Below are 26867 nucleotides of genomic sequence, written 5' to 3' on the forward strand. Positions count from 1 at the left end.
TTAGTTCCCCACCTGTCGCCAGCTTCCACTGGCCGATCTAATCATTAACGCGCGGTAGTATTTCCCCATCATTCGGCAATCGCCCATATCCGGACGTATGTTTAATCCCGTCATGAAACACCCCGTCGGCGCTTCCCAAACCTGCTGAGCAGTCCAGCCCGCATTCTCCAGCGCCTGACTGCCGCGCTGTACGTCGTAAACGTATCGGTTATCACCGTAGGCATAAATATCATTGCGTAAATCGCCATTCGCCCAATTGCGAGTCCCTGCAATTTCGTTTTGTAACTGCTCCCTAGTGGGCAGGACAACAACGCCATTGGTGGTTGAATGACGTATATAAGGATCATTTGCATTGCCCGAAACAAAGCCAACAGTAGTGGAAGTATCACGGTAGATATAACGTCCATCGGATTCCGTTTTGGTATATGAATCTCTTTGTGGTGGCGGAAAATTAGTGGTGTAAACCTCCCCCATATCAGAAGCATCTACCTGAATTTTGACCTTAGAACCCGTCCAGCCGATATAGACTTTATTGGTCTGCATACCGACACCGCCGCCTTGCTGAACGGCGGCAAAATTCCCGACATTCCCCAGCCCGACATTCGAGTTGGTGAGATTGATGTCTTTCGTGCCGTCAAAGGCCACACCGGCAATCTTCCGCGCGGTGGCGAGTTTAGTTGCTGCTACAGCGGTGCCGCCCGCAGGCAATGCTCCGACGTCTGCCGGACTCGGTTTGTTTGCCTGACAATAAATTTCATTCCAGCCAGACCATGGACCATCAACACCGTTCCACGCGCCTGTCGCGTAACGGGTGAATTGTCGCCCGTTACTATTAAAGGCAATTTGCTGTGTGGCATTCGGACCCCAAGTAACGAAAATAACCCCGACAAAACCATTCATCGGATAGCCTTTTGTCGTGGTTGCCGCCGCAACGCCAGGCACCCCGTAATGCCCAAACATGGCACTCCCGCGAAGCGTGTTCGGGGAATCCGTCGCCGTTAAGTTTTCGCGAATTTTAAACGCTGTCGCGATTTCATCAGACAGCGCTTTTTCGCTGGCGGCGCTTTGCGCTGCTGACCACGCGCCCACGTCTGCGGCCGTCGGTTTATTGTTGGTGCCATACATGGCAACCCATGGACGCCATGGTCCATCCTTCCCGTTCCAGTTTGAAGTAAGTCCGCGGATCCAGACGTTGCACGTATCGAAAGTGATATACATCTGCTGACAGCCGTAGGCGCTGCCGGTGACAAACAGCGTGCCCGCTTTAGCTTCGGGGTAATTCCTGTCTGCCGTCGCGGATGCGTTGGCGGATTGGTGATATATCGCCGCCTGAACAGTCGTCAGGCCAAACCCCACAGTGTTCAGGTCAGTTGAGCCGAGGGCAGAGTTTGCGGCAACAGAACCGACGGTGCTGGATTGCACCCAGTCACTCCATGGACCATCTGTCCCGTTCCAGACGTTGCTTGATGCGCGCTGCCAACATTTACCGGAAAGGTGTTCGGTGTAACGCTGGATCACGCCGTTAGTGTAGGCACCCGGAAACACTTCCAAAATACCGGCCAGCATTGCAGGGTAGCCGTTGGCTGCCGTTGCCTGCGTAGGGGATGTCTGCGAATAAATGCCGAACTTGTCACGCCCAAACGTATTGATATTGGTGTTGCCGAGATTGGTAGACGATAGTGGCATCGCTCCCACGTCCACTGCCGTCAGAGTTTGGTCTGCGCTTAACGCCTTACCGTTAATTTTACGGGTGGAAGGGACGCGCGTATTCGCATTGTCGTTGGCGGTCTTCACCGCTTTCGGCGTCGCAGCCAGAACCTCGCTGGCACTGCTGACCGAGCTGTTAAGCTGCACAAAACCTTTAGCCGTCAGCGTCCCGTCCGGGTGTTTGCGCGATTTCTCATGCTCTGTCAGCTTGTCGTCTACATAATCTTTTGTCGCCATGACCGTCGAGCCGTCAATGCTCAGCGCGACGGACTCAATTTCGCTAACGATGAGCACCATGCGCAGGGTCTGCAACCGGCCTGACCCTTCGGCAAGCTTGGGTTTATAGCTTTCCGCCATATTGCTGACAGCAATCAGCACGCCGTCAGCATCGTATAAGCCCATTTCACGCATCCAGAAGCCGCCGACATCTGGCTGGATCACCAGTTCGGCCACCAGATAATTACTGTTTTTGGCGTCAATGCTTAGCCGGTTGAGATTGGCGCGATAAACTTCATTAACAAGTTTGACCTGTTTTGGGTCAGGCGTCGGGAGTTTTCCGCCCCCGTCACCGACGGCCATGCGCGTGATTTTGACCTGCGTTCCGCCTGCCGTGGCGGCGGCGATTTTGGCCGCGCCGGCGGTAGTCAGTAATGCTTTATAAGTCGCCATGAGTTGTCCTCTGCTTAGGCCGGATAAACGGTGATGACGTCGCCGTCGTAAGAAAGCGCACCAACAAAAATATGGCCGGGGATATCCTGAATGATGGTCAGCGTTTCAAGGTGGCGGCTGGCCGGTTTGGCGTCGGCTATCAACCGCTCCATCTCCTGATACATTTCTTCGGTAATGCCACTTTCCAGCACGCCGATATCGAGGCGAAACGTCCCGGGCGGGCTGCTGGTTTCCCACCATTCAGAAATGTTGATGACGTATCCCAACGGCTCAACCACCCGGCGGATCGCGCTGATGGTGCCCTTATGGGTATGGATGAAATAAGCCGACTGGATAACGCTGCGCTTAGTCGCCTCCGGCCATTTCTCATCCCACCGGTCAACGGAAAATGCCCACGCCAGATAGGGTAAGAATTTCGCCGGGCAGGTTTGCGGGTTCCATAAATCGCGCAGCGGGACGGGGACAGCGGTCAGCTCGGCGCAGGCCGCAGCGGCGGCAACCTCAAGCGGCGATGAACCGACGGGCAAGAGCCTTGCATTACTCATCAGTCCCTCCGATAGTGATGGAGGATTCGGTGCAAAATGACGCCTGCGTGTCGCCCAGTACGAGATCGGCCACCGGTTGCGTAAGCTCGACACGCTGAACGCCCTCAACGTGCAGCGCGGCATAAATCGCAGAGAGACGAATATCACGCCCCAGCCGGTGCTGTGCCTGCGTGTAAGCGTTAAGCTTATCCAACGCGGCCAGCCTAACGGGCTCTAATTCCGGCCCCGGATAAACGTAGAGCTCGGCAATAATCTGATAAGGCACAATCTTTGCTGACTGTACGGTCACGCGGTCAGCAACCGGGCGCACGTCTTCGGCGTTGAGCGCCGCATTCACAATCGCGATAAGCTCTGCGCTGGCCGTGCCGTCACCCTCACGCGAAAGCACAGAAATCGTCACGCTGGCAGGTTCCGGGCTAATCACTGACACATCCGCAACCCGACCGTCAGCACTGCGGCCATGGAATTGATAAGCGCCCGTTGAACCGGCCACACTCAGACCCTCGAAAGCCTGTTGAATACGCACACGAAAATCACTGTCACTTTCCAGTACCTCGGCTACCGGCGGCAGCACAGTATCATCAGCCTCCGTGATAACCAGCCGCGCAACGTTATAGTTTGCGCCTAGCTGGTCGAGGTCATCGCCGGTGGCGTAGGCCAGCATATTGGCGCGCGCCGCCTCGTTGACACGCTGACGCAAAATCACCTCGCGGTAAGCATTCTCCTGCAACAGTTTGACGATAGGCTCAGATTCCAGCGCCAAGGTGCGGGCGACGGCCTCCCGTTCGCTCTCGTCATACAGTGACAGCAACGTGGCTTTGCGTTCTTCCAGTAAGGTTTCATAGTCCACCTCCTCGACCACATCCGGCGCGGGGAGCAGGCTTAAATCAATCGTGGCCATAGTATTAACTCAATGAGATGGAAGAAGAAAAACCGCCGGGAGAATCTGTGCGGTTGCCGGTAATGTTGACCACCATTCCCCCGTTGTAAGTGGTTTCAAAAGTGATGCCGGTCAGGCTAACTCGGGGCTCCCAGCGGAGGATCGCCGAATAACACGCGGCCATGATTTGCAGTCGCAGCGCCGCGTTTTGAGGTTGGTCGGTCAGAGCGGAAAGCAGCGAGCCATAATTTCGGCGCATGACCCGAGAGCCTATGGGTGTGCGCAGAATGTCACTGACTGACTGGTTGATGTGCGCCATGTCTTCAACCGCGCGCCCGGTACTGCGGGACATGCCGAGGTATTTCGCGTTAGTCATTATCAAAACCTCAGCTATCAATTCGGTTTACCGGTGTTTCCGCCACCGGTCTGGACGCCGCCGTGTGTGTGGGTATCAACCTGCACACCATTGGAGGTAAACGCGCCGCCGCTGTGCGCAATATTGCCTTTCATAGCACCGCCTTTTTTCACCTCTAATGAGCCAGTGGTCAGCTTGTTCGTACACACCACCTCTGGCGTATCAAGCGTGATTTTGCTGCTGGCCGTGACGATGACATTCGGCGCGGTGGCACTGATTGACGTTGCAGCGGAAATATCAGCGGTCTGAACACCGCTCACAGTCAGCGCGCCGGTTTCCGGCTCGTACTCCAGCACTGCACCGTCAGAAAAACTGACGTGATATGCCTGCGGTGATGCCGACGGCGCGGGGAAATCATCGGAATAAATACCCGGCAGCACGAACCCGGTATCAAGCTCACCGCCAAGGGAAAGCAGCAAAACCTGCTCACCTACGGAAGGTGCCCACCAAGTACGCGAGCTCCCTGCGCGGGGCGTCAGCCAGTGCAACCAGTCAGTAAGGATTTCGCCCGTCTGGATCCGACAAAGAGCCAGCCCACTATGAACTTCAGCAACCACGCCGATTCTGATAATGTCGCGTATTACGCGGGAAAGTTCGGAAAGTGTTTCATGTGTATTCATGAGGGAATGATGCCGCCGGAGAGATTCGGCAGCAATGCAAGGACGTAGGATGGCTAAGGATACAACACCAATATTAATACTTAAAAAGTTGAGCGTAACTTCTCTATTTCTTTATCGGTTTTAGGTAAGGTTATGTAATCAAAAATTCCGCCCTGCAAGCTGACGTATTTTTTAAAATATTCACCGGAGATATTAATTTTCTGTCCATTAGAAAAAGACATTATAACTGTCCTTATGTATGTATTTTTTTTGAGCGAGCCCACTAATAACATTTTGGATATTTGGTCATCAGGAATGTCAAGTGCTTTTAGCGTTTCTTTATTTATATCGACACCGGAACTGCTCACTAAAAATAATTGAGAACCATATAAATCAATTGTTGAAGTTATCCTGCCGTTAGTCGAAAAAAATATTTTATTATATTTGATGCTTGTAATTATATTTACTTTCTTTGTTCTAACATCATAACTCAATGTGTTCTCTTGAGGAATCATATCAAAGGCGCACCAGTCATACGTGTCAAATCTTCCATGAACAACATAGAATTTTTTAGGGTCGATAGCATCTGCCTTAATGCAAATCCCCAAGCTGTAAGTAGACAACAAACTATTAAGTATGGGGAATTTTTTAACTGACAAGTACGGACTGCCAACTTGAACTTCATAGTTTAAAGGGCTACCTTTGTAGCTACTGTTTGAACTAATTGCCTTGTTCTTCTTAAAAGTAAAAAGATCCCCGCTCTGGCCATGAGTTTTGGCTATGTATTTTTCTATGTCTTTTTTGAAATTTATAACTTCCTTGTCATCATCTGGAAGCTCTGACCAAGACATTAAACTAACATCCCCAATAGGATGCTTCGATTTTTCAATCTCTCTGATTAGATTTTTATTGCTCGATATTAACTCTTTTTGCTCCTCATCTGATTTTTTTCCGTCCAAGTAACCAATAAAAAAACTAGCCAATGTAGATAAAATAATAATCCAGATAGCTAACTTACCCCAAAAAGTTAGTTTATTACTAGGTGACTTAAAGATATTCATCACGCCAAGAATACCCAGCACCCCCGTTAGGACAGATAATGAAAATTTTATTGTACTTATCCAAAAATCACTAGACATTACATGAAAGCCTTAAGGGGTATAATTTAATATTAAGAAGATAATATACTCATAAATAGGAAATGACTATTTCTTCAATAGCATTTTTCTCCTTAACAGAAAATCCTAAGAGCGGGCGTGCGCTATATCGCACTGGCTTGCTGTGACGGTTTGGTTTGTCGCGTAGTCCCTCCTGATGGATCCGCGCAATACGCTGCACCTTACCGGCAAACTCAATCACCGCCGCGTCGGCAGAGCCATTCGATTTTAGGTAGCGGGCTGTGCGCAGCTTGGCAAACATTTCGCGCTTTACCCGTCCCTTTTTAGCCTTTATAGGCTGACGCTTTCGGGAGGCATACGGCGTACCGTCCGGTGCTTTTTGTCGCTTAATACGCTGCTGCTGGCTGACACGCAGTTTTTTAGCAATCTCTGCGGCCATCTTGCGACGGCCAGCTGGTGACAGACTGGCCAGCAGCCCGGATAACTTATCGTCAAAAGGCTTGAGCTCATTCATCCCATTTACTCACCAGTTCGCCATGCACATACAACTCCATAGGCCTGTGTACCGGCACCGGCGGCGGGGGCTCGTCCAGTGGCGTAACGTTTAGCCTGCGGTCAACCTCTTTGACGATTGTGCGCTCGGTCAGTTGCAGGCTCATGCGCACGTCTTTGCTGTCGTCACTGTTAATATCCGCAACGTAGGTGAAGCCGCGTTTTTTCCCGTCTTCGGTGGTCATAATGTCCGGCTGATGCTCACGCAGCCAGACGTTGACCGGCACAATCAGCAGGTTGATATCACCGGTGTAATCCGTTACCACAATATCCAGCGTATAGCGGTTCTCAAATGATAGCGACGCGGCCAGCGTGGCGTTAATAACGCCGCCGTCCACAAACATGTGCAACATGTCCGGGTTATCTCGCAGCAACGGCACGGATTTAGAAAGCGCCTTTCTCAGGCTGGCGGGCTTCAACATCGTGTGACTCCTGACACTGTTTAACGGCTTCGACTTGCAGCGCACAGTTCACCAGCGCGCTCTCCAGTTGGCGGTTGTCTTCGCTTAAATCACCGTTGGTTTTCGGACGACTGGCCGGTATAGGGCAACTGCTGACCTTCGGACAGCCAACGTAAATAATCGTCGGGGTTGGTAAATTCAGGTCGCGTGTGCAGCCGGGTAACATCGTCAGGCAGAGCAGACTGATACCAGCGGCGCAGAGTTTCATTTTCATTCAGTAACCTCGTGATGGTCTGATTACGGCGGTTGGCAAGCTGACCCGCTGCGGTGATTTGTTGACGCAGTACCACCTGTGCCCGCTCGTTACGCTGACCGCTGGCGTGCAGTTCGCTGATGGTCGCAGCGTTGGCCGCAAGAGCCCGCTGCATTTGCGCAATATTACGGTTTGCCTCAGTGACCTTATTATTCGCCCATCGCCAACCGGCAAGGGATGCCACCAGTGAGAGCAGTAACGCGGCAATGATAAATTTCATGACACCCCCTTCAGGCAGTGTTTCAGCTCGCGCGCGCGCCGGTTTTCCAGCCCCGTATTTTTCACGCCGTTGACATACACCCAGCGCGGGAGCTGCTGGCAGGCTTTCGCCCATGCACCAAGCCTGATGAAATTGGCCAGTGTGGATTGACAGGCTGCGCCGGTGCCGACGTTAAACGCAAAACTGGCCACCGCGTCATATACCGGCTGCGGCATGGCCACCGGCATACACTTATCCACGGCGCGTTCGGTCATGATGACGTCGGCGATCAGATTGCGTGCGGCGTCATGTTCGGTGATGTTTTTTGCCGGTTTCACCCCCGCCGCGTGGCCGATACCTGATGTCCATACGCCTGCGCTGCACTGGTACGGACTCAGGCGGCACCCCTCAAGGTCAGCAATCAGTGCCAGCCCCTCATCGGAGGTTTTTACATAACGGTAATCAGGCATTAGTGCGGCCAGAGCCAGCACTGCGGCCACGCTGCAACGCTTAACGATTGAGCTCATCGAAAACCCTCCGACTCAGGCCGTTACGCTCCAGCAATTTGTAACTTTTGCGGCGGTAATACCAGTTAACAAAGAATGTTCCCACCGCAACCAGAGCCCCCACCAGAAACGCAATATCCTGCGGAGTCAGCGCACCAATAAACGCCAGTGACATAGCAAGGCCGTAGGCAATCTGTGATGTGATTTTTTCCATTTTCAGTCCCATAACTGGACGGTTTCAGATACCGGCGCGGCGTCAACGGCGGGCAAAATCACCACGGTGCCATGTGGCAAGATTTCGCCCAGCTCAGCCAGCCCGGGATTGGCAGCAAGCACGGACTCAACCACGCCGCCGGTGCGCCCGTAGTGGCGATAACACAGGGCGTCGAGCGTATCGCCCTGCTGCGCGACAACCTGCATCAGAGCTGGCTCACCATGCCGCGCGCCTGACCTTGCAGGCGGGAGACGTGCCAGCGCATATCGCGCCACTGGTCATCCACCGAGACCTCCAGCGCCTCGGCCTTTTTGTCCCCTTTCGCGCTGGCGTCATAGCTGCGGTAACGCTCATAAATCACGGCGGTGGTCATCGCGCAGACCGCGCTCAAATAGTGGAAACACTTCACGCTTTCACCGTCGAGCTGCTCGGCGGGAACTTCCGCCAGCGTTTTAAAACCCGCCTCAATCTGCGCATCGCGATACGGATAAAGCTCGGCGTTCACCTCGGCCATCGCGGCCTTAATTGCGCGGCGAAAACGCGTAGGCGTGACGACGTGGCCAAGCCGGATGTTTTCACTCACCTGCTCCGGGTCAACGTCAGGGAAAAAAAAGGTATTGGTGATAACCGGACTCACCACCGCATCAGGCGGAATAACCAAGTCAGGGGGAATAACCACAACGGATCGCGCCGGGGCGGTGGTCATAACAATGTCCATTTCTCAAACCTCAAATAGGTGGACGGTGGACGCAGGCGTCAGACGAGGTAAAAACCTGCATCAGCCTGCGTGCCGTCCGGCGCGGGGCGCTTTCGGTTAACTGCCGGAGAGTACGGCTTTGCGTGGACGTCCACGCTTGGCCTGCGTCGCCGCAGGTTTTGCGGCCTTGCCCGGACGCCCGCGCTTAGCCGGGGCGGCTTTAGGCTTCACAGCTTCGGGCGCTGGCCGCAATTCTCTCTCCAGCCGTTCTATGTCTTTTTTCACACCGGCGGCGCTGTCGAGCTGCATCGCACGTTGCAGGTGAATCAGTGCCTGTTCAGGCTGGCCGTCATCACGCAAAACCTGACCGGTAATTTTGTGCAGCTTGGCGCGCACAGGGTCTGGCATATCAAACGGGAGCGTCATATTAATGGCGGTCAGCAGGTCATCAACGCTGACGGGCTCACCGGCACTGCGGGCGCGCATTGCCGCCAGCGCAACATCTTCGGCAAACAGGTAAGGCGCGGTGCGTTTGTTATTAGGGACGGTCAGACCGTGTTTCAGCGCATAGCGCGCCATGTCAAATGACCCGTGAATGTCTCCGGCATCCAGCGACCACTGGAGCATGGTCATCAGAATGTCGTCCTGACTGCCCGCATTGCTGGCCAGCACACCGGCAATCCACGGCGCATACGACGGCAACATGTCGCGCTTACGCCGGGCTTTGTCTTCCACGGAATAAATTGTTTTCAGTATCTGGCGGTCTCCGCGCAGCTTCATCAGCATCTGGCCGTAAGGCAGTGCCGAATGCAGCGGGTTACTCACCCGCTGCGACGAGGCTTTTTCAGCAGAGACCCGCATCATGTGACGCTGTGCGGGACTCAGCATGGGTTATGCCTCGCTTTCTGTTTCGGCTGGGATTTCGCTGTCCGTGACAGGTGCGGACAGTTGAGAGGTTTCCGCTGACGTAAAATCACCTAGCTGGATGTTTTCAATCATCGCCGCGCAGCCGTAGTCCTCGACCACATAGTCAATTTTCAGTGACTCGTAGTTTTCGATGCGGTCACGGCGCGCCACTTCTTCGATATGACGGCGGTGCGAGCTGTCCATGATGTAAATAGACAGGTTATCCAGACGGGTGATCAGCAGGGCATTGTCAGGGAAGTACGGCACACGCACCGCAGGCAAATTACCAATGCGTTTCTGGCTTACGATGATGTCACCGGCCAGTTTTTCGCTGTTTTCCTGTGACTTGTTAATCAGCGGGAAATACTTATCGGAAAGCATTTTTCGGCCGCACACGACAACCAGATTCGGGTCTTCGGAGTGCCATGCGTCCAGCAGAAAATCGGTGGCGTTGATAACGGCGGCGTCGATGTTTTCAAAGTCGCCGTTCTTACCGATACGCACGGTGGCGGAGACTACTGCGCCGTCATCATCGGTGACTTTATCCATCACACGTTCGGCGGCTTCGTTGCGCATTTTTTGCAACCAGCCCACCGCGATATCCTGCAACATCGGGTATTTGCTGCGGTCTGAATCCGCCGCGCGGCTTACGCCGTTGAAACCGGCCATGATGTAATCAAGCGCCTGACGTTTGGCGATAGCGTCACGCAAACGGATCTGGAAGTCCTGATAACGCGCCCACAGGTCAAGGGTGTTGTAACGGATATGGAAATCGAAGTTCACCTGCTCGCATTTATATTTACGCGAGGTCAGCGATTGGAAATCAGCGGTTTTACGCTCTTTGTCGCCGTCGGTATTGGTGGTACTGGCAATAGAGCCCGTCACGCCGAGGCCGATTTTTTCACCTTCCTGCTCATCCACCGGCACCATATTGATGCGGGTCAGAAACTCTGATGACTCCTGCACGGTAGTGATAAGGGTCTGCGTGACCGACGGCTCAACGCTGAATTTGTGGCTCAGGTCTTCCACGTCAACGCCGTTGAGTTCAGCCACGCGGGACAGGTAAGCATTGAATTTAAAGCGGGTATTCTTGCGCATATTTCTCTCTTTTTTTATCAGGAATTCAGGGATAACGCTGCCGGTCAGCAGTTGGTCATAAAGGTGCTGGCACCATCGCCGCCGGGAGATACCGGACGCTTCGGCTGCTTAAAGCTTTCGGTATCGTCAAGAGACGATTGCAGGGAAGAAAGCGCCTTTTCGCTGGCAGTGACCTGACCTTTCAGCTCGGTGATTTCCTGCTCCATAGCGCTGAAACGCTGTGCGGTGGCTTCGCCCGCGTTTTGCAGCTCTTCAGCGACGATGGTGATTGCTCCCTGCACGTCAGAAAAACGTGCGTCATCGCTGGTCTGCTTCGCCTTAAACATCCCTTTGATTTTTCCTGTCAGGCTGGAAATCGCGCTGTCGGGCTGATTTTCGAATACCAGCTCGGCGAGCGTGGCCACCGAGAACAAATCATCGGGGTGGTCTTTCTTACCGGCGAACGGGTTCACCTTGGCGCGCGCGCTGAATTCCAGCATTTCAGTGCCGAGGCTTGCCGGGTCATCAGTGACGGCAAGACCGACCAGATAGGCTTTACCGGTGTTGGCGAAATTCGGGCGAATTTCCATGGAGGTATAAATTTTCTGACCGGCTTTGACCATGGAGGCCAGCTCGTCAGTGGGGGTCATTTTGGCGAATAACGCCCATTTACCATTGAGGATTGAATCATCAGCAATCTGCTCTTCTTTTAGCTCGACCACATCGCCGAGGCGCTTAAAGTCGCCGTTTGGCATCAGCCCCCGGAAGTGCTCCAGATTGATGCGGCAACCGTAGACGCGCGGGTCAAATGACGCCGCCATTTGATGAATATCGTTGGCGTCGATTTTGCGCCCGTCGCAGGTGTCGCCCTCAACGCCGATACGAAACCATTGAGATACTTTCTTTGCCATTGTTCGCTGTCCTGTGTGGGTTAGGTTCGGGCTTAGTTTCCTGACCTGACGCCACAACGGCCAGCGGTTGCCGTCTGACGATCTGTTACACAACAGGGGCTTAATGCGAGGGTGTGGCCGGTTGCGTAGCGTGGCGTTCATCCATTCAGCGGAGCGACACCATATGGCTATCACTCATGATTTATCACTTATTAATGACCCACGCAGGCAGGCGGCACTCTTTTACTGGCAAGGCTTTTCCGTGCCACAAATTGCGGAAATGTTGAACCTGAAAAAGCCCACAGTGCAAAGCTGGAAGCAGCGGGAAAAATGGGACGACATCGCTCCGATTTCACGCATTGAAACCAGCATCGAGGCGCGGGTCATTCAACTGGTAATGAAAGACAAAAAAGAGGGGCAGGATTTTAAAGAAATCGACCTGCTAGGCCGACAGATTGAGCGCCTCGCAAGGGTTAACCGCTACATGTCCACCGGCAGCGAGGCGGATTTAAATCCCAACGTGGCCAACCGCAACAAAGGCGAACGCAAGAAGGTTGAGAAAAATGTTTTCTCTGACGTGGCGATCGCGAAACTCAGCGATATTTTTCTTGATGATGCGTTTGATTATCAGCGCGGCTGGCATCAGGCGGGGTTGCAGCACCGCATTCGCAATATTCTTAAATCCCGCCAGATTGGCGCGACCTTCTTTTTTGCCCGCGAGGCGCTGCTTGATGCGCTGACCACCGGACGTAATCAGATATTTATCTCGGCCAGTAAATCACAGGCGCACGTCTTTAAAAATTACATCATCGACTTTGCCCGGCAGGTGGACGTAGACCTTAAAGGCGATCCGATGCAGCTTTCAAACGGCGCGCGCCTGTTCTTTCTGGGGACAAATATCCGCACCGCGCAGAGCTACACCGGCAATCTTTATCTGGATGAATATTTTTGGATCCCGAAATTTCAGGAGCTGCGCAAGGTGGCCTCCGGGATGTCGCTGCATAAAAAATGGCGTACCACGTATTTTTCCACGCCGTCGAGCCTTGCCCACAGCGCTTACCCGTTCTGGTCGGGAGAGCTCTTTAACAAAGGCCAGCGCGATAAAAGCAAGCGCATTCAGCTTGACCTCAGCCACAGCCATTTGGCCGCAGGGGTTAAATGTGACGACGGCCAGTGGCGGCAGATTGTCACCATAGACGATGCGCTGGCCGGTGGCTGCGACCTTTTCGACCTCGACCAGCTTTGTCTGGAATATGCCCCGTCGGAATATCAGAACCTGCTGATGTGCGAATTTGTCGATGATAAAGCGTCGGTATTTCCATTCGAATCGTTGCAGAGCTGCATGGTGGACAGTCTGGAAGAGTGGCCGGACTTTAATCCCTACGTTCATCATCCGTTTGATAATAATCCGGTGTGGATTGGTTACGACCCGTCGGAGGCGAACGGCGGCGACAGTGCCGGTTGCGTCGTCATCGCTCCACCGGAACAGCCGGGCGGCATATTCCGCATTTTGGAGCGGCACCAGTGGCAGGGCATGGATTTTGATGCACAGGCTAAGGCAATTGAGGCACTGACGGAAAAATATAACGTCGAGTACATCGGCATTGACGCCACTACCGTAGGGCAGGGCGTTTACCAGCTCGTCAGGCAGTTTTATCCGGCTGCGCGCGAAATTAAATACACGCCGGAAATCAAAACCGAAATGGTGCTGAAAGCCAAAAACACCATCCATCGCGGGTGCCTGCAATATGACGCCGGGTACACCGATATCACCGCCTCATTTATGGCCATTCAAAAAACCATGACCGCCAGCGGTGCTAAATCAACCTTCCGAGCAAGCCGTAGTGAAGAAGCCAGCCACGCCGACGTTGCGTGGGCAACCATGCACGTATTAATCAACGAGCCGCTGACAGCCGCGTCTGGCAGACAAATGAAATCCACATTGGTGATGTACTGATATGAGTAAAAGAAACCGCAGGGCAAAAAAACTGACAGCGCAAAATGACACGCAGAAAAGCGAGATGTTTCGCTTTGATGAACCGGCCACCGTGATGGACAGGCGCGACATTCTCAACTATCTGGAGTGTATGAGTAATGGGAAGTGGTACGAACCGCCGGTGACATTCTCCGGGCTGGCTAAAAGCTTCCGCGCCGCCGTGCATCACAGTTCGCCGATGTACGTTAAGCGCAACATTCTGGCCAGCACGTTTATCCCGCACCCAATGCTTTCACAGCAGCAATTTAGCCGTTATGCGCTGGACTACATTGTTTTTGGTAACGCATTTATTGAGAAACGTATGAGCGTGACCGGGAAGCTGCTCAAACTTGAAACCTCACCGGCCAAATATACCCGCCGAGGCGTTGAGGATGATGTCTATTGGTTTGTGGAGTACATGACTACCCCGCACACATTCGACCAAGGGGGCGTGTTCCACCTGCAAGAGCCGGACATTAATCAGGAGCTCTACGGCCTGCCGGAATACCTCAGCGCGTTAAACAGCGCCTGGCTCAATGAATCCGCCACACTGTATCGCCGCAAGTATTTTCTCAACGGGGCTCACGCGGGCTATGTCATGTACGTGACCGACCCGGCGCAAAACTCTCAGGACGTTACCGCACTGCGCGACATGATGACCAAATCTAAGGGCTCAGGTAATTTTAAAAATATTTTCTACCATGCCCCCGGCGGGAAAGCCGACGCCATTAAAATTATCCCGCTCAGCGAGGTGGCCACGAAAGATGATTTCTTTAACATCAAGAACGCAACACGCGACGACCTGCTCAGTGCGCACCGGGTGCCGCCGCAGATGATGGGTATCATCCCTAACAACACCGGCGGCTTTGGGGACGTTGAGAAAGCGGCAAAGGTATTTGTGCGTAATGAGCTGGTTCCGTTGCAGGAGCGCATGAAGGAGTTAAACGAGTGGGTTGGAGCGGAGGTAGTACGGTTCAATGAATATACGCTTTAAGCGCTAAAAACAATTCACAGACCGCCGGTAATTCGGCGGTTTTTTTATGCCCGTCACACGCGCCGTCAGAAGCCCCACACGCCGCGCGCCGCCGTGATGACATCCAATTCCAGCCAAGACATTAAAGCGCCCCTGCGGCGCGCTAAGGCGCGAGAAAAATAAATAAAAATGCTGCCTGCGCGCAATGCTATCCCCGCCACGCCTGCCCGCTTTATGTGTCGGTTTTAATGCAGGTGCCTACCTCAATGCAAATCGCGCCAGTACAGGCGTTGCGCAGTGTTTAATGATTTTTAGAAAAAATGCAAATCCACGCATTTAAACGCATCATGCATATACATTAAACACCGATTTCCTCTTAACTCTGAGATATGTAAAATACCTGCATTTAAAGTAAGGACACAAAAACATGAACCTCCTTAAAAAGACTGTTTGGCCATGCATAACAATGATTGTGTTATGCATAACTTGGGGACTTGTAAATGGTGATAAAGCCATTGAAAATGCTGGAAAATTTGTGGATTGGTACGGTTCTTCAAAAGCTCTGGAAGGAGTGTGGGATAATTCAACTGAATACGATATTGATCCTCCCGTTTGGCTAACATCTCAAGAAGAACCTGTTGAGGTAAGAATTTCCGTTACTGACTCTCAATTGGACGGCACAATTTCGACACACAAACTCAAAGAATCAATCCCATTAAGCTTTGTACTCTTGAAAGGAACTAAGCGACCATTCAGAGATATTTTAGATGTTGAAGCTTTTGATTATATTATGGGGAAAAAAACAACATTCGCTACATTCACAATGAGAGTTGATGGAAGCAATCGGTTGATTATTGATAAAGAACATGATTATGGAGACCTATTCCCGGCACACGCAATTCTTGTTAAAAAATCAGCCATAGCATTCCCTGAACTGACAGAACAAAATTTAGAAAAAAATGATGGCGGCGATTAAAAAAATTAACCAGCCCTCTTTTTTTGCACATAAGAAAAACAGGGAAAGTAAAATACACATTGGAAACATAATACCTCCAAGTCGTTTCATTTGGATTGTATTATAATGATGTGATGAGTTTTTTCGTGTGAATCTGGCTGTGCTGACGATGGCACAACTGACAATTTAGCAACAAGGAAATGAAATGGAACTATTTCACCATTATTGCAGCGCAGAAAGTTTCAGGCTAATTTTTGAGTCTGGAAAGTTACACCTTTCCTCCATTCATAATATGAATGACTATGGCGAAGGGGAGTTTTTCCTTAAGATTTTTCTAAATGAGTTAGATGAAGCCAATAGTGAATTTATAAGCAAGGGGTTTTTAGAGGAGGATGGGTTAAATATCATCAAAAATAGAATACTTAGTGAGGCTGAGGATCGATATATAATATGCATGTCCAAAAACAGTGATACATTAAGTCAGTGGAGAGGCTATGCCGATGATGGGAGAGGAGTATCGATAGGATTTGATATGTCTGAAATAGGTTTTTTATCTACAAATGCAAAACCTTTAAATCAAATATCGAATCACTTTGATAAGCTAATTAATTTATCTGAAATAGATTACTGTGATGAAAGTCGAGCCAGAATGATATGTAAAGCTTATGTCGAAACATTAGAATCCCAACTGTTAAAACTAAAAAACAAAGAAGGAAATGGGATGTTGGCTGTTATTAGCTTAATATGTAATGCTTTATTCTCAACTAAGCACCACTCATTTCAAGAAGAAAATGAAATGCGTTTAATGTACAACCATAAATATACATTTGAAGATGGGGTTTTCAAACCAGTAAATAACCCAAGTTATCTAAATGATATGAAATTCAAAACAAGAGACTCATTCCTCATCCCATATTATGAGTTTGATTTTTCTAACATAAAAAATAAATTCATCAAAGAGATTACTTTAGGGCCAAAAAATAAATTTCACGAGCGAGATTTACAGCTATTCTTGGATGTCAACGGGTTGGGGGATATAAAAATAAAACGCTCAGCCTCTACCTATAGATAGATTAATATTGTATGAACACTATGCTTTTAGAAAAATCCTACATAGGGTCTATTAGGATTCATAACATAGTAAACGAATGAGGAGCTTAGGGGTGGAACCCCCTATACACCTCATAAAAACAGCTACATTTTTTGTTAGAGTTTATCGCTAAACCATGGCCACTCACCTTCGGTCGAAAATGAGAATGTATGACCGTCAAACATGACTGACGCACCGCGTGCCAGCGCCTCTAATTCCCAGCGCGCCGGATTGATGCCTCTTTGTGATAAATCTTGCGCAATCTGCGGCATTCTTTCGCGCTCTCGCCGTGTCATACGTGCGGATGGGGCACAATCTCGTGCATGAGACGGATTAAATGATTGTTGATGGTGAGTGACCTTCGAGACCTGCCCCTTTAATGCGTCTCTGAGCACCTTGACGACATCCGGCTCATTCCAATCTACAGCGCCGGTCTCTATGAGATTCATCACCGCTGCGGCGTACTCAGGAGGCGTGGCAGGCAATAACTGCCCGGCTCCGGCCTCGACCTCCCCACAGTTATTGACAGGACTCCAAGGCGCGCCGGAGGCGCTTAGTAAATTCAAAGGATGAACAGCAACGTCAACGGCCTTAGAGACAATGCGCCATTGTGTTGTACGGGTTTCATGGATATGGCCAGCGCCAAGATGCGGGGCATAAATACCGATGACCTTCTGGATCTCTTCGTCATATTCGTTGAGCTCATCAACAACATGCCGGGCAGTTCTGACGGTTTGCATATCACGCGGCACGTTTGCTCCACCCTGTGCCGAAATATATGCAGCAAAATCGCCCGTATCGGCTGCTGCGCGGGCAGCTTCGACCAGTTCGTCAAACTCATTGGCGATACTCACCCCACGCGGTAAACGACGCAGTTCGCGATAGGCTCCCATGGTAGGAACGCCGATAGATTTAAACTGGGGGATGCGCCAAGTAGAAGCCCATGCGGTAACCGCTGCGGCCGTTTCAGATAATGGGCGTCCGGTGTCGTGATCCAGTTCGCCATCAAGGGCGTAACCATCAATATTTTTCGCAATATATTTAGCGATATAACTTGCTGCACCGCCTTTATTCATGTGCTTGCACTGAAAGCGCTGCTTTTGAGCGCCGCGCTCTTGGCCGTCTTCTTTTAGTGCATAACGACGCATGATATCGACAGCCGCCTGACGCTGCGCACGGTCGCAGAACAGCATCATGTGCCAGTGGGGCGTGGCGTCGTGGTGCGGTTCAACAACGCGCATACCATAAACACGTATACCGGCATCCTTGAACGCCGTGCGCATTTTGCTCCAGATTTTCACCAGATAGCGCTGGCCGTCTTTTGGTGAAAACGCCGCATCATCCCACTTGTGATTAAAATTAACTTGGCGCTTTTCTTTCGCTCCGACCTGACGTGTTGGGTGATATTTTGACGGCGTAGTGATGGTGGTAAACATACCGATATGCCCCACGCTCGCTGCATACTTTTCTATTCCTGCAATGGTGCTCATTAGTTCCATACGGCGGATTTCAGGGTTAGAAATACTGCCCATGACTTTATCAATCAGGTCGATACGCTCGCCGGTCTCGACGTTCTCTAAATCGCAGGATTTAAGATATTCCATTGCGGCCAGACGGCGCGCGCGAACATCGCGAATGGCTTGCTTGCTGGCATAGCCTGACTTTTGCAGATTGACCTCACCAACTGCAATCAGCAGTGCTTCACGCCACTGCATCCGCTGCGCTTTGAACTGGCGAACCCACCATTCGTCATTTACCAGTCGCGCAATACTGGAGAACGCTGCGCGCATGTTCATTTTGCGCTTACAGTATTTTTTCCAGTGCAATGGGCGGACATTAAAACGGCGGGCAATACCGGCAATCTGACCGTATATTTCTTGCTGTGCCCGGTCAGTAAATACTGTTGATTGCTCACCATCATGGTTAGCAATGTACTGGTCGCTTAAATCTTCATATTCGGTAAACAGCCGTGATGATATCCGCATGGCCAGCCGCTTAAGCTCGCGGTCATTCATGCCCGGCAACTGACGATAGATTTCGGTCTCTTCGCTGAATAATTGCAACGCTCTACCGTCGAATTCCTTCGCATATTTATGGTTAACAATCTCAATGCGTGGCCAGATGCGTGGCATAAAAACGTTAAACAGGAAACGGTGCGCGGTCAGCAAGCCGGAGGTTTTACGTAGATACTCATGACGACCGGCAAAGATGCTGCTCAGAAAATGAGGAAGGGAATGAATTTTATTTAAAATCGCTTGCCCCTGATGGAATTCATCACGGGTAAGCGGTCTTTCTTTGCCGATAGATTCTTTTGGCGCATTCCAAGAGTAGACACCAACAAATTTAACTTTGTTGGTGTTGTTGATTTTTGGCGGCGGCGAGGGGGCGACGCGCCCCCTTGTAATTAACTGCATTATTATTTATTCACTGAGGCAGCGGAAAACGCCTCTTGGCAAATTTCACCAATATTTTCTATAGATGAAGCAAGCTCTGAAATGGTTTTCACTTTTGACGCGCGAATATCAAAATGAATAAGGCCACCCACCAACTGCTCAATCTTTGAGTAATAACCAACAGCCTCTAAATACTCCTGACCTTTCTTTTCTCCAGAAAGAACCACTTTCTTTTTATTCAATATAAACTGTAATGAGTCACTGGTTATTACCCAAGAGCCTCCCACTTCAATACGAATCATAATTAGCTCCTATAATGCTTCTGTTTCTGCTCGGTGATTTCTTGGCAAGATACACAACGCACCACGCCGGGGAACACTGCGCGACGTGCCGCTGGGATTGGCTGGTCGCAGTCTTCGCAGACAGAGGCAGACACTCCACTATTATTGATTCGATGTGCAGCAACCTGATTAGCCAAAACATCGAGATTTCTTTCTTGTATTGAATCCATTAAATCTGGCATTAAATAACCTCGTGATTTTCCAATCCTACATTATGAAAACGAACAGACTCTTGTTGGAGAAGTTCTAATATCTCCACCTTATTCAAATCATCTTTTATTGCGTGACTGATCAACGCATCAAGATGCGAAGAGAAACTAACAGCTGCATCATTACGTGCTTCATTGCGCGCCTGTTGTAACATCCAATCGTTCGCTTCGCTGGCTGCTTTATTTCTCATTTCTTGGCCAACTGTTAAAGCCATTTCTTTAACTCCAGACAAAAAGAAACCCTACGCCGTCAAGCGCACTATTTAAATTAAACTATTAGTGAAGGTAAGTTTCTGGACGAACCGATGTTAATACAGTCGGGGCATTTTCAAACAAGCTGAATAACTCCCGTAATGCCCGGAATAAATCCTCCCGCCAAGTACACGCTTTATCATCAATACGCCAATGCGGCATGCTGAATTCTTCGGATGTTAAACCAGCGTGTAAATATAAAGTCCGGCGTTCGCTAATACTCAAACGAGATATAAAGCGGGTTTTCGTCATTCCAACACTGCGGAATTTATCAAAAGCACAACGCAACTCATCAATAGCACAAACAATAAGCTCGCGGTCAGCTTCATTCATTTCTTCCAAATTCATAACTGAATGAGACTGTTTTAATTGAGCGTGAAAACACACCGTCAGCCTTTCGCGCTCTGTCATCCGGTTGTAAAGCTCACACGTTTTCATCCAGCGAGTCTGCGCGAGACGCTCGCCGACAACACGGCGCAAACCCTGCGGCTGTTTCATAACTAATGCTGCTGTGATTACTGTCATTTCAAGCCTCCCGTAATGCGTTTGAGAAAGTTGCGAAGACCAAAAAACTTAGCGAAGCGACGAGGCTGGCAAATGATGACACCCTGACGACCTTTGCCATGAGTGATTGTGAAATCAATAGGGCTTGTTGTTTGATGATTTCTCAGCATTTTCGCTATACAAGTACCGTTAGTCATAGTCAATTTCCCTCAGTTTGGTTGGCCAAGGCCAAGCCACATTAGCCAGCCGTCGCGAATTTCTTTAGGGCGGCTTTCGAAGGCTAATTTCATGCCTGCATTCCATGCTGGCAGGTAAACCCAAGATTCCCCGCGTGCGGTTGGATTCTCAGGATTCCGCATTTCAATGATTGGTAATTTACCTTTTTCAATCATTCCCCTGACTGCATCAGGTGTTTTGCCAATAGCTTTGGCAAATTCTGTGTAAGGCAGTGCATCTGAAAGGCTTACGACTTTATTACTCATCTGGTAACCTCTACGATCGTGTCAATCAATGGTCTGTAATGGCTTTTAATTGACTATGGTGTGATTTATACAATCACCAATAATTTACTACGATTTGCAAAGTTTCATGCAATGGAGGAATTGTGTCAATAGACATTTCAGAGAAGATTAAGCTTATGCGAGAGTCAGAACGTCTAAACAGGAGGGAATTCAGTGAGTTAACAGGTGTTCCGTATAGCTCCTTATCAAGCTACGAAACACGCTCAAAAGGTATGAGTGCAGAAGCAGCAATGAAGATACTCACTCATCCGAAATTTACGAAATATACGCTTTGGTTTATGACGGGAGAGATAGCACCTGAATCCGGCCAGATAGCGCCGGTTCTCGCACACTTTGGGCAGGACGAAACAACCTCGCAGCACTCAGACCAAAAGACTGGTTAACGCTTCACAATGACTTCATTTGTTACATAGAGTTTCTAAGTATTTGCAACGATTGTGAAATCGGAGGGCTTCGATATGTCGATTAAGAAGCTTGACGATGGTCGCTATGAAGTGGACATAAGACCGCAGGGGCGCAATGGAAAGCGTATTCGGCGTAAGTTCGACCGCAAACATGAAGCGGTAGCATACGAAAAATATGTCGCGGTTAATTACCACGATAAAGAATGGTTATCTAAACCAGCAGATAAACGATCACTTTCAGAACTAATTGATTTGTGGTGGTTGTACTGCGGTAAACATTCGAAGTATGGAGCTCAGGACAAGGTCAAGCTTGAATTTATAAACAAGCATCTTGATGACCCTTGTGCATTCCAATTAGATAAAAATGCCATAACCAGATTTAGAGCTAAACGCTTAGCGAGCGGGGTTAAAGCCTCGACTGTAAATCGTAATCTCATCGTCTTAGGCGGGCTTTTCACTTTCCTTATCGATGGTGGTTTCTATCACGGCGAACATCCAATCCGCGGTATAGGAAAACTAAAGGAATCTGAAACAGCTATGTCATTTATGTCTAATGACGAAATAGCCAAAATGTTGGCATTGCTTAAAGGCGATAACAGGCTGATCGCGATAATGTGTTTAAGCACTGGAGGGCGTTGGGGTGAGGTTGCGAATCTTAAAGCCGAACACGTTGTGAAAAATCGGGTAACGTTCGTTGAGACGAAAGCTGGCAAGAAACGTTCCGTTCCAATCTCGCAAAGCGTTGCTGACGACACGATAAAGCGTGACTCAGGACTTTTATTTCCAAAAGCCGACTATCACCAGTTCAGAGAGCTGTTGAGGGAAGTTAAACCTGATCTCCCCAAGGGGCAGTCTTTACATGTTTTACGCCATACCTTTGCCACTCATTTCATGATGAATGGGGGGAATATTATTACCTTGCAACGGATATTAGGGCATTCATCAATACAGCAAACAATGGTGTATGCGCACTTTTCACCAGACTTTTTGCAGGATGCAATTACCTTTAATCCGTTAAAGGGTAATGCCAGCTTATAGCGTCCACATCTTGACCACACTACAGGTGCTTGAGGTCGATTATAGTTGCCTGTAGTGTCGATTAACTCATTGATTTTATTGCTGTAGCTAGGTGAGGCGCCACAAAAAAAGGCTCCCGAAGGAGCCTTAACAGACAGCAAGATTATTACGGTTGCTGCGAATTGTTCAGGGTTAACATCAGCCCTGCACGGCGCATCTCCGCCGCTTCAGCCGGTTTATGAAGCTTATCCAACGCATCTGCCAGCCAGGCGTAATCATACGCATCAGGACGCTGTTTCAGCGCTTCACGGAAGGCTTCGCTCGCTTGTTGCCATTCCCCGTGCTTCATCAGCAACTGACCGAGCGTGCTGCTCAGCAATGGCGATGTGCCATTTTGCTTGATCAAATTCCGTAATGTTTTTTCCAGCTGCTCCGGATCGCCGGAACGCAGTTTCGGCATCAGTGCGATCAGACGTTCGTCATACTGGCGTTTCAGCCCGTCGAGAATCACTTCCTGCGCCAGATCCTGATCGTTACATTCAATCAGATGCGTCGCCATTGCCACCTGAAGGGCTACTTCATGGCGGGTTTTACGGTTCTGGTCTTTCCACCAGCGCTTCAGGCCATCGCTGCCTTCTTCCGCCATCAGCTGGTTCATCATGCCGATATAAGCCTGCTCCTGCAGGACGCGGATTTCGTCATCGGTATGAATATCTGCTTTCGCCATAGAAGGCAGAATCTCCAGTAATGACCCGTAGGCGCCGGTACGCAGAAATGCCTGTTCCGCCAGACGTAAGATCTCAGGATGGCGCGGCGACTGACCGAGCAAACGATCCACGCCATGGCGTGCAGCATGGATTTCGCCCTGCGCCAGCTGGATGCGTACGCGGGTGATGTCCACCGGCATCTGGTCGGTATCCGCGATTTCAGCAGCACGTTCCAGATACTGATTGGTGCGGATGGTATCACCACGCTGTTGCGCCGCTTCTGCTGCCAGCAGGTAGTTCACCACCGGCTGATCGGCATGGTCGGCATTACGCGCCAGCAATTTCTCCATTTTGCGGTGATCGCCTTCTGCCAGTTTGAGCATGGCTTCTTTGGTTTGCTTACGCGCTTTAGAACTTTTACGCCCGGCAAACCAGCCGCGTGTGCGTGCGCCGGTGCGCAGAACGCGTCGCAGGATCCATTCGATAAAGAACAGCACCAGAACCAGAACGATCAGCATAATCACCAAACCGGTCACGCTGGTTTCAATGTTGTAGTTATCGGTCTGGATCAGCACATAACCCTGATGACCGGCCAGCATCGGGCCGACGATAATCCCGGCAAACACAATCAGGAATAACACGAAAACTCGTAACATGCGTTATTCCCCCTGCGTTGCGGCGGCGGGCTGCTGAAGCAGGTTACGCACGCGGGTTTGCATCAGTTTTTCCAGCATCGGCTGGCTTTTCAGCTGATCAGGCACGTCCATCGAAATGGATTGCTGGCTGAGATTGTCCAGTTCCTCGAGGAAGGCTTTGGTCGAAGGGTCTGTGGTATCAAAGTACGCCCGTACCCAGGTCGATACGCTCTCCAGCGACTGTTTATACACTTCATCCTGATGGCGCGGTACGGCCTGTGCGGCAATCAGCAGTCTTGAGCGGATATTCTCACGCAGGTAGACGTCCTGATTAGGTGCCAGCAGGGGTTCTGCGGTGGAATCACGACGACGGATGGTGATGAAATCATCCATAAAGTTGTGCCAGCTTTTGGTTAGGTTCTGACGCCATTCGGTCAGTGAACCAGAAAGACTGGTGCTGTCGCTGTCCATCGGCGAATCGTCATTATCATTGTCGGCCAGACGCAGGTTATCCACCTGATTAGACAGCTGGTTGAGTTTCAAAATGATGCCGTCGAAATCAATCTGCGTTACCGCAGACAGGCTGCTCACGTCTTCATTCAGTGCGCGGCGCACGTCGATGAGGCTTGGATCATTCATATCTGCCAGGCTGGCATCCGCGCTTTTCAGCAGCGCTGCGGCCGTGGTGACATCCTGATCGCTCCACAGTTTGCGGCCCGCCAGTTTCACCAGATAATCAGCCTGAGCCAGTAACCAGGTTTTGGCATCACTGCCGGAAATGCTGGCGACTTTATCCTGGAGTTCATTCAGCTGACGGCCAAATGAGGCCTGCTGACGATCGGCGGTTTGCTGGTTTTTATCCTGTTGAGCCAACAAGGTCGCGATTTGCTGTTTGTCCTGTTGCTGGCTTTTTTGCAGGGCGTCGAGTTGTTCAGAAAGTGCTTCATCAGAAGCGGCTTTGGCCAGCGCCTGCTGGTGCCCGTGATAGTAAAGACCAGCGCCAAGCGCGATCACTAACACAATGGCGATAGCGCCTAATACCGGTGCGGTACGCTGTTTTTTACGCAACGTCTTCAGCTCCTGATCCCGTACGGAAGCATCTGGCTGGGGGCTCTCAACCGCCGGGGCGATAACAATCTCATCATCCGGTACGGAAGGATTTTTTTGTTCCGTCATTTTGGCACATCCCTTAGTCAGGTAATTGTAATGCGCGAATCAGCGCATCATTGTCTGCATTCTCGGCAACCCGAATAGCGTGCCAGCCGAGCTGGCGGGCAAGGGTTGCCAAACGTTCGCTGACCACCACCAGGCTACAGCGCAGTAACCATGAATGTCGGTAGTAATCAGGAACTAACTGGTACAGCTGTTGCAGCATTTCGCCGCTGGTGACCACCAGCGTATCTACGCCGGCGCGTTGCCAGACGGCGCTTTGCTCACTGGCATCGTAGTGAATCGGGCTGCGTTGATAACACTCGCAGTACGACACTTCAACACCGCGTTCAGTCAGCGTTTCCGCCAGCTTTTCGCGCCCGCCGTTGCCGCGCAGTATCAGCGCTTTCTTGCCCTGAATGCGTTGCAATGACGGAAGATTCAGTAATGTCTCGCTGGTTTCGCTGTCCTGAGGATAGAGAACCGGCAGACTGCTGGCACGATGGAACAGCAGGCCCGTCGTACGGCCAATCGCGTAATAACAAAGTGTGTCCGGCCAGCGGGTAGCAGACTGTCGTAATGCGCGATCGGCGTAATTCACGGCATGTTGTGAAAGCACAAACACCAGATCCTGCTGATCTAATGAGGATAGCAGGTTCGGCAGCGATGCGAGTTGGTTCCCCGGCGCAAATTCAATGAGCGGAGAATGGAAGGCGACCCGACCCAGAGCGCGCAGCCGACTGACCAGCGTTTCTCCAGCCGGAGAAGGACGGGTTACCAGAATGGTCATTTTGGTGCGTTCCCCTGATAGACCTCTTGCAGAATTTCACGCGCGCCATTCGCCAGCAATTCATCCGCCAGATCAATGCCCATGCTTTCTGCATTGGCTGCCGGGCCGCGACGTTCGCCGCACACCATCTGACTGCCGTCCGGCGCGCCAACCAGTGCGCGCAACCACAGCTCGTCGCCGTCGAGTTCGGCATAGCTGCCAATAGGCACCTGACATCCGCCTTCGAGGCGCATATTCATCGCGCGTTCCGCCTGAACGCGCAAGGTCGTTTCACGGTGCGCCAGAGGAGCAAGCAATTCGCGGGTGAAATGATCGTCGAGACGGCATTCGATACCGACAGCACCTTGTCCGACCGCAGGCAGACACTCTTCCGGCGTCAGCGCAGCACGGATACGGCTCTCCAGGCCAAGGCGTTTCAGCCCGGCGACCGCCAGAATAATGGCGTCATAATCGCCGTTATCGAGTTTGGATAAACGCGTACCGACGTTGCCGCGTAAATCGCGGATGTGCAGATCGGGACGTTGCTGACGCAACTGACACTGGCGGCGCAGGCTTGAGGTCCCGACCACGCTGCCGTGCGGTAATTCGGCCAGACTGGCGTAGTGATTGGAGACGAACGCATCGCGCGGGTCCTCACGTTCACAAATGGTCACCAGACCTAAGCCCTCAGGGAATTCTACCGGTACATCTTTCATGGAATGTACGGCAATATCCGCGCGGCCATCGAGCATCGCCAGCTCAAGTTCTTTCACAAACAAACCTTTGCCGCCCACTTTGGCCAGAGGAGTATCTAAAATGATATCGCCTTTCGTGACCATAGGAACCAGTTCGACCTGCAAACCGGGATGACAAGCCATTAACTGAGTTTGAACATATTGTGCCTGCCACAGAGCCAGCGGGCTCTGGCGGGTGGCAATTCGAATGATTTTGTCTAACATTTTTGTTACCGTTTATCTGTCTCTGTGACCATCCTACCACTGACAATAGAAAGCTGTCAGCGTAAGAAGCCATTCGTAAAAGAAGGGTAACGGTCGTAAAGGAGATTTGTTCTGTTTGACGGCAAACGGTAAAATCGAGAGAAGCGGAAGAGTAATTGTGGTGCGTTACTTTCTTTACGGTCAATCAGCAAGGTGTTAAATTGATCACGTTTCCAGCAATAATTCGTCAACTATTTGCACAATCGCGGTTGTTCAAAGCATAAGCATCACGATAAATGACGGATTTGGAACGGGGTTCTTTCCAGACACTGAATAATCAGGCGAAA

Annotated in this window: 33 protein-coding genes; 6 read left to right on the top strand and 27 right to left on the bottom strand. The window is 50.8% G+C overall.

Annotated features, from left to right (window positions below; genetic code table 11):
- The 17 genes from ACQZQY_RS05910 to ACQZQY_RS05990 all read right to left on the bottom strand — a co-directional run bounded on the left by ACQZQY_RS05910 (position 1) and on the right by ACQZQY_RS05990 (position 11709).
- Positions 1-2376 carry a phage tail protein gene (locus ACQZQY_RS05910; RefSeq protein WP_431296760.1) on the bottom strand — a complete coding sequence of 792 codons (2376 nt, stop codon included), beginning with the start codon at positions 2374-2376 and terminating at the stop codon, positions 1-3.
- Between the two features lie 14 nt (positions 2377-2390).
- A complete protein-coding gene (locus tag ACQZQY_RS05915) occupies positions 2391-2921 on the bottom strand; it encodes a phage tail protein I (RefSeq protein ID WP_217202979.1) in 531 nt (176 codons plus the stop codon).
- Positions 2914-3822, bottom strand: a complete 909-nt coding sequence (locus ACQZQY_RS05920) for a baseplate assembly protein (protein WP_431296761.1) — start codon at positions 3820-3822, stop codon at positions 2914-2916. The genes ACQZQY_RS05915 and ACQZQY_RS05920 overlap by 8 nt, the downstream gene beginning before the upstream one ends.
- A 4-nt stretch (positions 3823-3826) precedes the next feature.
- Positions 3827-4177, bottom strand: coding sequence for a GPW/gp25 family protein (locus tag ACQZQY_RS05925; protein ID WP_431296762.1), 351 nt, complete (start codon positions 4175-4177; stop codon positions 3827-3829).
- 17 nt (positions 4178-4194) lie between these two features.
- Complete coding sequence (locus ACQZQY_RS05930) at positions 4195-4836, bottom strand: phage baseplate assembly protein V (protein ID WP_431296763.1); 642 nt, start codon at positions 4834-4836, stop codon at positions 4195-4197.
- A gap of 80 nt (positions 4837-4916) precedes the next feature.
- Positions 4917-5954 (bottom strand): hypothetical protein, encoded by a 1038-nt coding sequence (locus ACQZQY_RS05935; protein WP_431296764.1) that lies wholly within the window; start codon positions 5952-5954, stop codon positions 4917-4919.
- Between the two features lie 49 nt (positions 5955-6003).
- Positions 6004-6447, bottom strand: a complete 444-nt coding sequence (locus ACQZQY_RS05940) for a phage virion morphogenesis protein (protein ID WP_431296765.1) — start codon at positions 6445-6447, stop codon at positions 6004-6006.
- On the bottom strand, positions 6440-6907 hold the full coding sequence (locus ACQZQY_RS05945) for a phage tail protein (protein WP_431296766.1): 468 nt from the start codon (positions 6905-6907) through the stop codon (positions 6440-6442). The genes ACQZQY_RS05940 and ACQZQY_RS05945 overlap by 8 nt, the downstream gene beginning before the upstream one ends.
- Positions 6870-7112: an Rz1-like lysis system protein LysC gene (gene lysC / locus ACQZQY_RS05950; protein ID WP_431296767.1), complete on the bottom strand. Its 243-nt coding sequence runs from the start codon at positions 7110-7112 to the stop codon at positions 6870-6872. Before lysC ends, ACQZQY_RS05945 begins: the two co-directional genes overlap by 38 nt.
- The gene (gene lysB, locus ACQZQY_RS05955) at positions 6997-7419 is read right to left on the bottom strand and encodes an Rz-like lysis system protein LysB (RefSeq protein ID WP_431296768.1); all 423 of its coding nucleotides are present in this window, start codon (positions 7417-7419) and stop codon (positions 6997-6999) included. The genes lysC and lysB overlap by 116 nt, the downstream gene beginning before the upstream one ends.
- Positions 7416-7925: a lysozyme gene (locus tag ACQZQY_RS05960; RefSeq protein WP_431296769.1), complete on the bottom strand. Its 510-nt coding sequence runs from the start codon at positions 7923-7925 to the stop codon at positions 7416-7418. The genes lysB and ACQZQY_RS05960 overlap by 4 nt, the downstream gene beginning before the upstream one ends.
- The gene (locus ACQZQY_RS05965; protein WP_217202987.1) at positions 7909-8118 is read right to left on the bottom strand and encodes an HP1 family phage holin; all 210 of its coding nucleotides are present in this window, start codon (positions 8116-8118) and stop codon (positions 7909-7911) included. Before ACQZQY_RS05965 ends, ACQZQY_RS05960 begins: the two co-directional genes overlap by 17 nt.
- Positions 8119-8120: 2 nt before the next feature.
- Positions 8121-8324 (bottom strand): tail protein X, encoded by a 204-nt coding sequence (locus tag ACQZQY_RS05970; protein ID WP_431296770.1) that lies wholly within the window; start codon positions 8322-8324, stop codon positions 8121-8123.
- A complete protein-coding gene (locus ACQZQY_RS05975) occupies positions 8324-8836 on the bottom strand; it encodes a head completion/stabilization protein (protein WP_431296771.1) in 513 nt (170 codons plus the stop codon). Before ACQZQY_RS05975 ends, ACQZQY_RS05970 begins: the two co-directional genes overlap by 1 nt.
- Positions 8837-8932: 96 nt before the next feature.
- Positions 8933-9703: a phage terminase small subunit gene (gene gpM / locus ACQZQY_RS05980; protein WP_431296772.1), complete on the bottom strand. Its 771-nt coding sequence runs from the start codon at positions 9701-9703 to the stop codon at positions 8933-8935.
- Between the two features lie 3 nt (positions 9704-9706).
- Positions 9707-10819 (bottom strand): phage major capsid protein, P2 family, encoded by a 1113-nt coding sequence (locus tag ACQZQY_RS05985; protein ID WP_431296773.1) that lies wholly within the window; start codon positions 10817-10819, stop codon positions 9707-9709.
- Positions 10820-10863: 44 nt separating this feature from the next.
- Positions 10864-11709, bottom strand: a complete 846-nt coding sequence (locus tag ACQZQY_RS05990; protein ID WP_431296774.1) for a GPO family capsid scaffolding protein — start codon at positions 11707-11709, stop codon at positions 10864-10866.
- Positions 11710-11872: 163 nt separating this feature from the next.
- Here ACQZQY_RS05990 and ACQZQY_RS05995 point away from each other — a divergent pair, with 163 nt between their 5' ends.
- The 4 genes from ACQZQY_RS05995 to ACQZQY_RS06010 all read left to right on the top strand — a co-directional run bounded on the left by ACQZQY_RS05995 (position 11873) and on the right by ACQZQY_RS06010 (position 16663).
- Positions 11873-13645: a terminase ATPase subunit family protein gene (locus ACQZQY_RS05995; protein ID WP_431296775.1), complete on the top strand. Its 1773-nt coding sequence runs from the start codon at positions 11873-11875 to the stop codon at positions 13643-13645.
- 1 nt (position 13646) lies between these two features.
- Positions 13647-14657: a phage portal protein gene (locus ACQZQY_RS06000; RefSeq protein ID WP_431296776.1), complete on the top strand. Its 1011-nt coding sequence runs from the start codon at positions 13647-13649 to the stop codon at positions 14655-14657.
- Between the two features lie 406 nt (positions 14658-15063).
- Positions 15064-15612 (top strand): hypothetical protein, encoded by a 549-nt coding sequence (locus ACQZQY_RS06005; protein ID WP_431296777.1) that lies wholly within the window; start codon positions 15064-15066, stop codon positions 15610-15612.
- Positions 15613-15796: 184 nt separating this feature from the next.
- A complete protein-coding gene (locus ACQZQY_RS06010) occupies positions 15797-16663 on the top strand; it encodes a DUF2971 domain-containing protein (RefSeq protein WP_431296778.1) in 867 nt (288 codons plus the stop codon).
- A 134-nt stretch (positions 16664-16797) separates the two neighbouring features.
- On the opposite strand, the gene ACQZQY_RS06015 is transcribed toward ACQZQY_RS06010, so the two are convergent.
- From ACQZQY_RS06015 to ACQZQY_RS06040, 6 genes are all read right to left on the bottom strand, one after another.
- Positions 16798-19095: a replication endonuclease gene (locus tag ACQZQY_RS06015; RefSeq protein WP_431296779.1), complete on the bottom strand. Its 2298-nt coding sequence runs from the start codon at positions 19093-19095 to the stop codon at positions 16798-16800.
- A gap of 2 nt (positions 19096-19097) precedes the next feature.
- Positions 19098-19376 (bottom strand): DUF5405 family protein, encoded by a 279-nt coding sequence (locus ACQZQY_RS06020; protein ID WP_431296780.1) that lies wholly within the window; start codon positions 19374-19376, stop codon positions 19098-19100.
- Positions 19377-19378: 2 nt separating this feature from the next.
- Positions 19379-19597, bottom strand: a complete 219-nt coding sequence (locus ACQZQY_RS06025; RefSeq protein WP_431296781.1) for a TraR/DksA family transcriptional regulator — start codon at positions 19595-19597, stop codon at positions 19379-19381.
- The gene (locus ACQZQY_RS06030; protein WP_431296782.1) at positions 19597-19839 is read right to left on the bottom strand and encodes a DUF2732 family protein; all 243 of its coding nucleotides are present in this window, start codon (positions 19837-19839) and stop codon (positions 19597-19599) included. The genes ACQZQY_RS06025 and ACQZQY_RS06030 overlap by 1 nt, the downstream gene beginning before the upstream one ends.
- Positions 19840-19900: 61 nt before the next feature.
- Positions 19901-20401 carry a replication protein B gene (locus ACQZQY_RS06035; RefSeq protein WP_217203001.1) on the bottom strand — a complete coding sequence of 167 codons (501 nt, stop codon included), beginning with the start codon at positions 20399-20401 and terminating at the stop codon, positions 19901-19903.
- Positions 20402-20589: 188 nt separating this feature from the next.
- Positions 20590-20862, bottom strand: coding sequence for a Cox family DNA-binding protein (locus ACQZQY_RS06040; protein ID WP_431296783.1), 273 nt, complete (start codon positions 20860-20862; stop codon positions 20590-20592).
- A gap of 122 nt (positions 20863-20984) precedes the next feature.
- Between ACQZQY_RS06040 and ACQZQY_RS06045 the strand changes: the two genes are divergently transcribed.
- Positions 20985-21284: a helix-turn-helix domain-containing protein gene (locus ACQZQY_RS06045; RefSeq protein WP_431296784.1), complete on the top strand. Its 300-nt coding sequence runs from the start codon at positions 20985-20987 to the stop codon at positions 21282-21284.
- A 75-nt stretch (positions 21285-21359) separates the two neighbouring features.
- Positions 21360-22343 carry a phage integrase gene (locus ACQZQY_RS06050; RefSeq protein ID WP_217203005.1) on the top strand — a complete coding sequence of 328 codons (984 nt, stop codon included), beginning with the start codon at positions 21360-21362 and terminating at the stop codon, positions 22341-22343.
- A gap of 145 nt (positions 22344-22488) precedes the next feature.
- Here ACQZQY_RS06050 and hemY read toward each other — a convergent pair whose 3' ends face one another.
- The 4 genes from hemY to hemC are packed head-to-tail and all read right to left on the bottom strand — an operon-like array spanning position 22489 to position 26541.
- Positions 22489-23685 carry a protoheme IX biogenesis protein HemY gene (gene hemY / locus ACQZQY_RS06055; RefSeq protein WP_056772290.1) on the bottom strand — a complete coding sequence of 399 codons (1197 nt, stop codon included), beginning with the start codon at positions 23683-23685 and terminating at the stop codon, positions 22489-22491.
- A gap of 3 nt (positions 23686-23688) precedes the next feature.
- Positions 23689-24840 (bottom strand): uroporphyrinogen-III C-methyltransferase, encoded by a 1152-nt coding sequence (hemX, locus tag ACQZQY_RS06060; protein ID WP_056772286.1) that lies wholly within the window; start codon positions 24838-24840, stop codon positions 23689-23691.
- Positions 24841-24853: 13 nt separating this feature from the next.
- On the bottom strand, positions 24854-25603 hold the full coding sequence (gene hemD / locus ACQZQY_RS06065; protein ID WP_056772283.1) for a uroporphyrinogen-III synthase: 750 nt from the start codon (positions 25601-25603) through the stop codon (positions 24854-24856).
- The gene (gene hemC, locus ACQZQY_RS06070; protein ID WP_056772280.1) at positions 25600-26541 is read right to left on the bottom strand and encodes a hydroxymethylbilane synthase; all 942 of its coding nucleotides are present in this window, start codon (positions 26539-26541) and stop codon (positions 25600-25602) included. Before hemC ends, hemD begins: the two co-directional genes overlap by 4 nt.
- Positions 26542-26867 lie beyond the last annotated feature (326 nt).

Origin of the sequence: Rahnella sp. PAMC25559, assembly GCF_050632365.1 — a bacterium.
Taxonomy (GTDB): Bacteria; Pseudomonadota; Gammaproteobacteria; order Enterobacterales; family Enterobacteriaceae; genus Rahnella; species Rahnella rivi.